The sequence below is a fragment of the Xylophilus ampelinus genome, assembly GCF_003217575.1.
GTDB classification, from domain to species: Bacteria; Pseudomonadota; Gammaproteobacteria; order Burkholderiales; family Burkholderiaceae_C; genus Xylophilus; species Xylophilus ampelinus.
Window position 1 is genome coordinate 24562 of the sequence record NZ_QJTC01000022.1, and the last position, 10699, is coordinate 35260.

Genomic DNA, 10699 nt, shown 5'->3' on the forward strand with positions numbered 1-10699 from the left:
CATGTTTCGTACCTTGCTCAAGTCGAAGATTCACCGCGCGACCGTCACGGATTGCGAACTGCACTACGAAGGGTCGTGCGCGATAGACGAGGATCTGCTCGATGCGGCCGACATGGCCGAGAACGAACAGGTGCATATCTGGAACGTCAACAACGGCGAGCGCTTCGTGACCTATGCGATCCGCGGACAGCGGGGCAGCGGTGTCGTTTCGGTCAACGGTTCGGCGGCGCGACGGGCATCCGTCGGTGATCTGATCATCATCGCCGCCTTCGCGACGGTCCCGGAGGCGCAAGTCGCGGCACATCGGCCCCGGCTCGTGTTCGTGGACGACGCCAACCGCCTCCAGCACCGGCGCGACCATGTGCCGATGCAGGCCGCAACGTCGAAGTAGCTCTCCGCGCAGCAGTAGCTCCGACCGCCCGCGCAGGCCGGACGCCACGGCGTCGGCACAGCGCCATGCCGGCCGGCGATGGCCCGGAGCCGGGCAAGGCGAAAGACGGGCCGGGATAATCGCACACCTCATGTCACACCACCGCATCGTCGTAGGCCTCTCCGGAGGGGTCGATTCCGCCGTCACCGCCCATCTGCTGAAGCAGCAGGGCCACGAGGTGGTCGGCATCTTCATGAAGAACTGGGAGGACGACGACGACAGCGAGCACTGTTCGTCGAACGTCGATTTCGTCGATGCGGCGGCGGTGGCCGACGTGCTGGGCATCGAGATCGAGCACGTCAATTTCGCGGCCGACTACAAGGACCGGGTGTTCGCGGAGTTCCTGCGCGAGTACCAGGCCGGCCGCACGCCCAACCCCGACGTGCTGTGCAACGCCGAGATCAAGTTCAAGGCCTTTCTCGACCATGCGATGCGGCTCGGCGCCGAGAAAATCGCCACCGGCCATTACGCCCGTGTCCGCCGCGTTGCGGCGGCTCCGAGCGCGACGCCCGGTGGGCATTCCGGGATGGAATCGCACGCGACCGCACGCGATGGCGCCTTCGACCCCCGGTGGCGATACGAACTGCTCAAGGGCCTGGACCCGGCCAAGGACCAGAGCTATTTCCTGCACCGGCTGAACCAGGCGCAGTTGTCGAAAACCCTGTTCCCGGTGGGCGAGCTGCACAAGACCGAGGTGCGCCGCATCGCCGAAGACATCGCGCTGCCCAATGCGAGGAAGAAGGACTCGACCGGCATCTGCTTCATCGGCGAGCGGCCGTTTCGCGAATTCCTGAACCGCTACATCTCGCATGCGCCGGGTGCGATCCAGGACGAGCGCGGCCGCACCGTCGGCCGGCACCAGGGCCTGTCGTTCTACACCCTGGGCCAGCGCCAGGGCCTGGGCATCGGCGGGCTGAAGGACCAGGGCACGCCGCGCGGCGGCGGCGCGCATGCGCCCTGGTTCGTGGCGCGCAAGGACCTGGAGAAGAACGTGCTGCGGGTGGTGCAGGGCCACGACCATCCGTGGCTGCTGTCGCACCGGCTGGTGGCCGACGACATCAGCTGGGTGGCAGGCACGCCGCCGGCGCCCTCGCCCACCCTGGCCGCCAAGACGCGCTATCGGCAGGCCGATGCGGCCTGCGCCTTCTCCGATGCGGGCAACGGCCGCTTCGCGCTCGATTTCCCCGAGGCCCAGTGGGCCGCCACCCCTGGCCAGTCGGCGGTGCTGTACGACGGCGAAGTGTGCCTGGGCGGCGGCGTGATCGCCTCCAGCGACAGCCCGGGCGCCGGCTGATCTTCGAGCGATTCGTCGCCGGAAGCCGCGCTGCACGCCGACTACCTGCTACCAAATCGGTAGCGTCCTGCGCTTGTCGGCCCACAGCGTGAACCAGGTCTCGAACTGTTTGGGCGACAGGGGCCGGGCGAGCAGGTAGCCCTGGACCATGTCGCAGTCGAGCGCGCGCAGCCGCTGCAGCACCAGCGCGTTGTCGACCCCCTCGGCCACCACCTTCAGGCCCATGTTGTGGCCCAGGTCGATGGTCGAGCGGACGATGATCTCGTCGTCGCGGTCGTCGGCCATGTTCATGACGAAGGACTTGTCGATCTTGATCTCGTCGACCGGCATGCGCTTGAGATAGGCGAGCGACGAGTAGCCGGTGCCGAAGTCGTCGATCGACAGGCGCAGGCCCATGTCGTGCAGCTGATCGAGCGTGGCCAGCGCATGGGCCGGATCGTCCATCACCGCGCTCTCGGTCACCTCGATCCAGATCCAGCCGGGCTCCATCCGGTGCTCTTCCAGCAGCTTGGCGAAGAGCGCCGGCAGTTCGTCGCCCAGCAGGTCGCGGGCCGAGACGTTGATCGACACCGCGATCCGGATACCGGCCGCGTGCCACGCGGCGCACTGGGCGATCGCGCTGCCCGCGACGAAGCGGGTGATCGCCTTGATGTAGCCGGTCTGCTCGGCGAAGGGGATGAAGCGGTCGGGCGCGACGAAGCCGCGGGTGGCGTGCTCCCAGCGCACCAGCGCCTCGACCGAATGCACCTCGCCGCTGGCCATGTCGATCTTGGGCTGGTAGTGCAGCGCCAGGTCGCCGTGCTCGACCGCGCGGCGCAGCTCGCCCATCAGCGAGAGCCGCTCGGGCTGCACCGTCTCGTGGCCGCTGTCGTAGGGCAGGCAGCCGGCGCCGGTACGCTTGGCGGCGTACATCGCGATGTCGGCGCGACGCATCAGCGTGGGCACGTCGGTGCCGTGCTGCGGGCAGACCACGATGCCGATGCTCGCGCCGATGTCGACCACCTGGCCCTCGACGGTGGTGGGCTGCTCCAGCACCAACAGCACCCGCCGGGCGATGGCGAAGGCCGAGGCCGCGTCGCCGCAGGGCAAAAGCACCGCGAACTCGTCGCCGCCCAGGCGGGCGACCACCGTGTCGCCGCCGGGCAGCGTGGCCAGCAGCCGCCGGCCCACCTCGACCAGCAGCTGGTCGCCGATCGGATGGCCCAGCGTGTCGTTGACGTACTTGAAGCGGTCCAGGTCCATGACCATCACCGCCAGCGAGCTTTGGGCGCCGCCCTTTTCCGCCTGCACCCGGACGATGGCTGTCTCCAGGTACTCGTGGAACCGGGCGCGGTTGGGCAGGTGGGTCAGCGCGTCCTCGTAGGCCAGGCCGGTGATCCGCTGCTCGCGCTCCAGCAGGCCGTCGCGCATCCGATTGAAGGTGCGGGCCAGGTCGCCCAGCTCGTCCTCCTGGTGCGGCACCGGGATCGGCGGCGGATAGTGGCCCTCGCCGATGCCGCGGGCGAAGCTGCTGAGCACGCCGATCGGCCGGGTCACGCTGCGAGCGGTCAGGATGGCGGCCACCACCGACACCAGCAGGCCGGCCAGGCTCACCAGCAGCAGGGTCGACTGCACCCGCTGGAACGGCGCCATGCTCTCGGCCAGCGACCGCTGCAGCACCGCCACCACCGGCTCGTCGCCCCGGTTGAGCGACACAAGACGCACCGCGTAATCGTCGCCGTCGAGCCGCAGGTCGGTGTTGCGGCCGGTGGAGCGCAGCTCGTCGCCCAGGTCAGCGGTCAGCCTGGCGGCGGTATCGGCCGGCAGCGAGGTAGCCAACACCTGCCAGCCGCCGGCGGTGGTGCGGCTGACGAAGGAGACGTCGAGCGTGGTGGTCGACTTCAGCAGATCGACCACCCGGCTGTCGACCCGGAAGCCCATCACGATCCAGGCGATGGTGACCGGCGCCCGCACCGGCACCACCACCAACTCGTAGAGCCTGTCGTCCAGCGGCGCGATCGACGAGGCGCTGCCCTCGCGCCGGGCGCGGGCGATCAGGTCGGGATAGAGGAACAGGCTCTGCTCGGAATTTTGCAGCGTGGTGTCTGCGATCAGCCTGCCGTCCAGCCCGATCAGCATCACCAGATCGGCCTGGATGCGGTCGCCGTGATTGCGCAGCGCCGAGCCGATGGTCGATTCGTTGTGGGTGGCCACCGCCTCGCGAAAGCCGAAGTCGGCCGCCACCACCGTGGCCGCCTGCGCCAGCCGCTCGCGGTGGGCCTGCACGATCTGGCCGAACACTCGTTCGGCCACCTGCAGTTGCTCGTCGGTGTTGGTGCGGGCGGCCGAGGTGATCAACCGGCTGACCGAGACATAGCCGAGCACTTGCACCACCAGCACCAGGGCGGTGAAGACCAGCGCGATGCGGGTCCGGAGGCGGTGGATGCGCAGCCTCGGCAAGCGCATGGTCAGTTTCCTTCGGTGGTCAGCGTGAACTTGAGCGCGGGCGATGCCCCGCCGGCCGCCACCTGCGCTGTGCTGGTCGGCTGCGCGTTCGGGTCGCGCATCCTGTAGTGCCAGACCGCGACGCGGTAGCTGCCGGCCGGCAGGTTCTCGAAGCTGAAGCGGCCGTCCTTGTCGGTGCGGCCGAAGTACGGCGTCTCGACCACCAGCACGTATGCCACCATCGAATCGTGGATGTTGCAGCCCAGCACCACCAGGCCCGGCTTGTCGAACAGCACCGGCTTGGAAGGCACGCCCGAGTACAACTTGATCTCGAAACGCTTGGCCGGCGAGAACGAGTAGATGTCGTGCTCGACGTCGTCCTTGTTGGGAAAGCGCACGTTGGTGCCGGTCTGGATCACCGAGACCAGGGGAACGAACTCGCGGTCGATCTGGTCGATCGCCGCGGTGGCGCCGGGCGCCGCCGCCGCGGGCTTGGCACCGGCGGGCGTGGCATAGACCACCGCATCGGCCAGCGGCCGGCCCCGGGCGTCGAGCACCTGCACCGGGGCGGCCGCCGCATGGGCCGCCAGCGGCAGCCAGGACGCCAGGACGGCCATGGCGCAGGCCGCGCGGCACAGGAATAGGAAAGCGGGTGGAGGCGTCATGCGGCGGTGATGGAAAAACGACGGGGCGGTGCAGGGCGAGGCGATGCGCTGCAATCAGCGCGTCTCGATCTGGCGGTACAGCGGCGCCAGGCGTGCGAGCAGCGCGTTCTGCGCGGCGAAGCCTACGCCATTCTTGTCCATCGCGTCCTGCAGGTTTTCCACGACCGCGTTGAACGCGGCCCGGTCGATCTGCAGGTTCTTGTGCACGCTGGCCATGGAGCTTCCGGTGTAGGTGCAGGGGCCGCCGATCTCGACGCAGAAATGCTCGGCCAGCTTGGCGCGCAGCCGCTTTCGCGACGCTTTCGCGAAGTACGGCTGCGTGCGGGGATCGGAGGTGACGTTGGCGAGGAAGTCGTCGGCGATACGGGCGAGGCCGGCCTCGCCGCCGAACGCCTCGTACAGCGCGGTGTCGGCACGCACGGCCGGTGCCGCAGCCAGGGCGGCCAGGCCGAGCGACAGGGCCGCCAAGCCCCGGCGCAGGATCGGGATGCAATGGGTCATGGACGCCGCTCCGTCAGAAGCCCGTCTGGGCCGAGAAGTACCAGCCGCGCTGGTTGCGCACGGTGGCGATATCGCCCAGCGCCACGTAAGCCAGGGTGAGCGACACGTTCTTGGTCGGCGCCCAGGCGACGAAGGCGTCCCAGGCGTCCTGCTCGCGGGCGAAGCGCAGGTTGTCGGGCTTGGTGCGGAACTCGCCGCCCACCGCCCAGTGGCGCGAGAGCAGGTAGGCCGCCGACAGCTCGGCCTGCGGCCGGTAGCGGTCGTTGCGGTCGCCGCCGAAGCCCAGCAGGCCGAACTGGTTGGCTTTGGTCCAGCGCACGGTGCCGTTGAGCAGCACGCCCGGCGCCAGCAGCAGCTTGGTGCCCGACAGGTAGAAATCCGTGCCCGAATCGCTGTGCGCTCCCACCGAGCGCACCACCGCGCCTTGCCGGTTGTGCTTGGTCTGCACGCCGGCCGAGACCTGGGGCATCCAGCGGTCGGCATCGAGCACCGCATCGCCCAGCAGCCGCACCTTTGCCCCGGCGATGTCCTGCTCGAACTTGAAGCCGGCGCCCAGGCCCAGCGCGGCGCCGGCGGCGCGGGTGTCGAAGCTCTGGCGGGCCAGCGACAGCTCCAGCCGATCGTTGACGCCGACGGTCACGCCGTAGGTGTCGAGCGCGAAGGCGCCGGTCCTGACACGGGTGGCATGCACGTTGGCGCCCCACTGCCCGGCCGCGCCGTAGCCGCCGACCACCGCCCAGGGCACCAGGCCGCCGCCGGCCGCGCCTTCGACCTGCGAGACGCCACCGGTCAGCAGCAACTTGCCGCCTGTGCCGCGCGGGGGAAGGACGACCATCGGGCGCAGCGCAAGCGCGGGCTCGTCGCCGGGCGCGGAACCGGACGGGACCGCCGCAGTTGCGCCATCGGCGGGCGCGGCGGGCGCGGCGGCCACGAGACCCGCGCCCGCCATGCCACCGCCGACAGGCGCCAGCGAAGCCGCCCGTTCGCCGGGCAGCCGCTCCAGCCGCATCGACAGCACCAGCCGCAGACCCGAATCGTCGGCGGCCGCATGGCGCACCACCGCAGGCTTCGTCGCCGCGGATACCGCACCGCCCGGCGGCATGTGGCCCAGCACCAGCGCCAGGGAGGTCAGACGCGCGATCGTGGGCAGGGGCGGCCGGGAGGGTCGGCGCAAGCGCGGAGAAGGCGGCATAAGGCAGAAGGAACGCAAGGCCAAGGCTGCGGGCCGGGTCGTGGGGGCAGGAGACGCCATGTCGTGAACCCTGTTGGACGGATGGTGACGCCCCGATTAGATATGAACCGGGTAGAAACCGGCATCCTGGCCGGTAAAAGTATAGGGCCGGGGTAGGGGCCGACCGGCCTTTCGGGCCTGCAAACGACGCGTGGCGCGGCAGCCGATGCTGCCGCGCCACGCGGTGGGAGACGGAAGCGCCGTTTTTAGAACGGAATGTCGTCGTCCATGTCGTCGAAGCCCGAGGGTGCGCGGTTGGCGGCGGGTGCCGGTGCCGGAGCCGCACGCGGAGCCGGCGCAGGGCGCGGGGCCGGTGCGGATGCCGCGCGGCGCGGCGCGGCTTCGTAGCCGCCGCCACCCGCTCCGCCACCGTAGCCGTCTTCCTCGGACGACTGGCCGCCGCCGCCACCGCCCTGGCCCTGCCGGCCGCCGAGCATCTGCATCTGGTCGGCCCGGATCTCGGTGCTGTAGCGGTCGGCGCCGTCCTTGTCGGTCCACTTGCGGGTGCGCAGCTGGCCTTCGACGTAGACCTGCGAACCCTTGCGCAGGTACTGGGCGGCGACCTCGGCCAGCCGGTCGTTGAAGACGATGCTGTGCCACTCGGTGATCTCGCGCATCTCCCCGCTCTGCTTGTCCTTCCAGCGGTCGGTGGTGGCGACGCGGATGTTGCAGACCTGGCCGCCGCTCGGAAACGTGCGGGTTTCGGGATCGCGGCCCAAGTTGCCGACGATGATGACTTTGTTGACGGATGCCATGGGGTGCTGCCTTGTTCGCGATGGGCGCGGTGCGGCGGAGCCGGCGCGCCGAAACGCCCGATTGTGCCGCATCCACCGCCCTGCCGGCAGGCCCCGGGAAGGGCCGGCGCGTGGAGGGGGCAGCACGGTCAGCGCGCCCCCGGCGGCGGCGGACGAACGCCCCAGGTCGCCGCCAGCCACACCAGGCTGAGCGCCAGCGTCACGGCGAAGAGCCCCTGCGGCCCGGCCGTCCCGACCAGCGCACCGCCCAGCGCTCCGCCGGCGAAGAGCCCCAGCGACTGCAGCGTGTTGTAGACCCCCAGCGCAGCGCCGCGCAGCCGGGCCGGTGCCAGGCGCGACACCAGGCTCGGCTGGCTGGCCTCCAGCACGTTGAAGCCGCAGAAAAAGACGAAGAGCAGCAGGCCGAGCGTCGCCCGCCCCCACGGCGCGCCGTGCGCGGCACCGGAGGCCGCCGCCCACAACCCCGCCTGCACCAGCACCACCAGCCCGACCGCGCCGCGCAGCGCCCACTGCAGCCGGCCGCGCCGCTCCATCGGGAACAACGTGGCACCCATCACCCCGAAAGAGGCCAGCACCGCAGGCAGATAGATCCACCAGTGGTGGGCCTTGTCCAGCCCCGCCCGCACCAGCAGCGCCGGCACCGCGACCCACATCGCGAGCTGCACCGTGTGCAGCACGAAGACGCCCAGGTTCAGCCGCAGCAGATCGCGGTGGGCCCACAGGTCGCGCAGCCGGCCCCGCTCGCTCGGCCCGGCGTGCGGTACCTCGGGCGGCACCCACCACACCACCGCCGCCACGCCGGCCAGCGCCAGCACGCAGGTCAGGCCGAACAGGCCGGCCAGCCCGATCCGCGCCGCCAGCAGCGGGCCGGCCACCAGCGCCAGCGCGAACATCAGCCCGATGCTGCCGCCCACCAGCGCCATCGCCTTGGTGCGCACCGCGTCGCGGGTCTGGTCGGCGAGCAGCGCGGTCACCGCGGCCGAGACCGCACCGGCGCCCTGCAGCGCCCGGCCGGCCAGCAGCCAGGCCAGGCTGTCGGCCGCCGCCGCGACGCCGCTGCCCAGCGCGAAGACCAGCAGCCCGCAGACGATCACCCGCTTGCGGCCGAACCGGTCGGAGGCCATGCCGAACGGCATCTGCAGGAAGGCCTGCGTCAGTCCGTAGACGCCCATCGCCAGGCCCACCAGCGCCGGGTCCTGCCCGCCCGGGTAGCGCGCCGCCTCCAGCGCGAACACCGGCAGCACCAGGAACAGCCCCAGCATGCGCAAGGCGAAGATCGACGCCAGCGATGCGCTGGAACGGCGCTCTTGCGGTGTCATGCGGCACGCGGCGCAAGGAGCGGGCTCGGCCGCGGCGGAACCCGGGGTGGAAATGGACGGCAAGGAATTCGGCATGGCGGCGCCCGGAGGCGGGAGAGCGCGATTCTCGCGCATCCGTACGGCGCCCCGGCACCGGCGGGCCCGCGGCCTGGGATTCAGAGCCAAAAGTGCCTGCAGCCGTCATTTCGCGCCGGCTACCAGCTATTGTTTCGATAGCATTTTCGCGACAGGCACCGGGGGCGGCTGCGGCACCGCGATCCGGGCGGAATGTCCTGCGCAAACGTTTGCCTCGTGTCAGGCAGCGACTTATTTGTAAGCTGCCGTTTCAAATTGCATCCGCAATGCTGTAATGCGGTTCCATGAGGGACGTCGAAGCATTGCACACCGCGTGGGAGGGCCTGGCCCGCACCTGGGAACAGGCGCGTCAAGCGCCCGACGTGCTCGAGAACTGGGCCACCCTCATGCCCCACTGCGACCAGGTCTGGACGGTCGCCCAGCAGTTCGGCATGACCGAGATCTCGGCCGCCCTCTCGCCGGTGCTGGAGGTGCTCGACACCGTCGACGCCCCCGGCACCGAGAAGGCCGAGGCGATCGCCGGCCTGCTGCCCGACCTGCTGCAGGCGGTCGGCCAGGCACTCGACGCAGCGCCCAGCCCCCCGCCGCGCGGCCAGAACCTGCGCAGCAAGGGCCCGCCGGTGGTCGCCGTGCTGGGCATGTGCGAATCCAAGGCCCACGCGGTGCTGCTGCAGATGGAGCACTACGGCTACCAGTTCCAGCTCTTCACCGACACCCGCATCGGCTTGGCCTACGCCGTCAAGCACCGGGCGGCCGCGGTGCTGCTGGTGATCGACGGCGGCTTCACCCCCGCCGTCCGCCAGCTGGTCGACGAGATCGTGCGCCGGGGCATGCAGTGGTGCGCCGTGGCCGAGCGGGGCGATTACGAGCTGCGGCTGGAGGCGGTGCGGCGCGGGGCGCTCTATTTCTTCGTCACGCCGCTCGCGATCGAGAGCCTGGTCGAGGTGCTCGACCCGCTGGCCTTCCCGGCGCGTGTCGCGCCCTACCGGGTGCTGGTGCTGGACGATTCCCGCACCATGCTGTCGGCGGTCCGCAAGGCGCTGCGCCCGCACCCGATCCAGCTCGGCATCCTGAGCAAGCCCGAGAAGGTGCTGGACGTGCTGCACCACTTCGTGCCCGACGTGCTGCTGCTCGACGTGCATCTCGAGGGCTGCACCGGCATGGAGCTGGCGAAGATGATCCGCCAGCACCGGGCCTTCGAATCGGTCCCGATCATCTTCATGACCGGCGACACCGGCAAGGACGCCCAGCGCCGCGCGATGGAGCACGGCGGCGACGAATTCCTCACCAAGCCGGTGGAAGACGAGCAGCTGGTCAGCACCGTGCTGCAGAAGGCCGAGCGCTACCGGGGCCTGCGCAAGCGCATGGTCGAGGACAGCCTGACCGGCCTCTACAACCACGTCGCCACCAAGTCGATGCTCGAGCAGTGCCTGCAGTCGGCCGCGCGCGACGGGCAGCCGCTGACCTACGCCATCGTCGACATCGACCATTTCAAGCGGGTCAACGACCTCTATGGCCACGCCGCCGGCGACATGGTGATCCGCACCCTGTCGCGGATGCTGCGCCAACGGCTGCGCGTCGGCGACGTGGTGGGCCGCTACGGCGGCGAGGAGTTCGCGGCGGTGATCTACGGCTGCCCGCCCACCGAGGCCGAGCGGATGCTCGACGGCATCCGCGAGAGCTTCGGCCGGCTCTACCACGCCTACGAGGAAGGCATCTTCTCGGTGACCTTCAGCGCCGGCATCGCGCATTTCCCGGCGTTCTCGGGCATGGCCGAGCTGATGGGCGCCGCCGACGAGGCGCTCTACCGCGCCAAGCGCGCCGGCCGCAACCGCGTGCTGGCCGCCGTCGCCGAGGATCGCCGCGACGCGGCCTGAGCCCGGTCCGGCGGGGCTCGGCGGAGTGCCGGCCGGGCATCGGGCCGGCCGGTGCCGGCGAAGGCCCGAGCCCCTATCATGGTCGGTTTACTTTTTCGGGCGCACCTACCTTGACTTCCGCACGACAC

Annotated in this window: 9 protein-coding genes; 3 read left to right on the top strand and 6 right to left on the bottom strand. The window is 70.5% G+C overall.

The genetic code is table 11. The features are described 5' to 3' along the window. Window position 1: 1 nt before the first annotated feature. Both panD and mnmA read left to right on the top strand, forming a co-directional pair. Window positions 2–391 carry an aspartate 1-decarboxylase gene (gene panD, locus DFQ15_RS13460; RefSeq protein ID WP_110466471.1) on the top strand — a complete coding sequence of 130 codons (390 nt, stop codon included), beginning with the start codon at window positions 2–4 and terminating at the stop codon, window positions 389–391. Between the two features lie 130 nt (window positions 392–521). Then, window positions 522–1724 (top strand): tRNA 2-thiouridine(34) synthase MnmA, encoded by a 1203-nt coding sequence (gene mnmA / locus DFQ15_RS13465; RefSeq protein WP_110466472.1) that lies wholly within the window; start codon window positions 522–524, stop codon window positions 1722–1724. 48 nt (window positions 1725–1772) lie between these two features. Here mnmA and DFQ15_RS13470 read toward each other — a convergent pair whose 3' ends face one another. The 6 genes from DFQ15_RS13470 to DFQ15_RS13495 all read right to left on the bottom strand — a co-directional run bounded on the left by DFQ15_RS13470 (window position 1773) and on the right by DFQ15_RS13495 (window position 8619). Next, entirely contained in the window at window positions 1773–4169 is a 2397-nt protein-coding gene (locus DFQ15_RS13470; RefSeq protein WP_233504511.1) for a putative bifunctional diguanylate cyclase/phosphodiesterase, read from the bottom strand. 2 nt (window positions 4170–4171) lie between these two features. Beyond that, window positions 4172–4813 (bottom strand): methylamine utilization protein, encoded by a 642-nt coding sequence (locus DFQ15_RS13475; protein WP_233504513.1) that lies wholly within the window; start codon window positions 4811–4813, stop codon window positions 4172–4174. A gap of 54 nt (window positions 4814–4867) precedes the next feature. Then, window positions 4868–5314, bottom strand: coding sequence for a group I truncated hemoglobin (locus DFQ15_RS13480; protein WP_110466474.1), 447 nt, complete (start codon window positions 5312–5314; stop codon window positions 4868–4870). Window positions 5315–5327: 13 nt separating this feature from the next. Then, on the bottom strand, window positions 5328–6488 hold the full coding sequence (locus DFQ15_RS13485; protein WP_233504515.1) for a DUF3034 family protein: 1161 nt from the start codon (window positions 6486–6488) through the stop codon (window positions 5328–5330). A gap of 263 nt (window positions 6489–6751) precedes the next feature. Continuing rightward, window positions 6752–7300 (bottom strand): single-stranded DNA-binding protein, encoded by a 549-nt coding sequence (gene ssb / locus DFQ15_RS13490; protein WP_110466475.1) that lies wholly within the window; start codon window positions 7298–7300, stop codon window positions 6752–6754. Window positions 7301–7428: 128 nt separating this feature from the next. After that, window positions 7429–8619: an MFS transporter gene (locus DFQ15_RS13495; RefSeq protein WP_110466476.1), complete on the bottom strand. Its 1191-nt coding sequence runs from the start codon at window positions 8617–8619 to the stop codon at window positions 7429–7431. Window positions 8620–8978: 359 nt separating this feature from the next. Between DFQ15_RS13495 and DFQ15_RS13500 the strand changes: the two genes are divergently transcribed. Next, a complete protein-coding gene (locus DFQ15_RS13500) occupies window positions 8979–10571 on the top strand; it encodes a GGDEF domain-containing protein (RefSeq protein ID WP_110466477.1) in 1593 nt (530 codons plus the stop codon). Window positions 10572–10699: the final 128 nt, after the last annotated feature.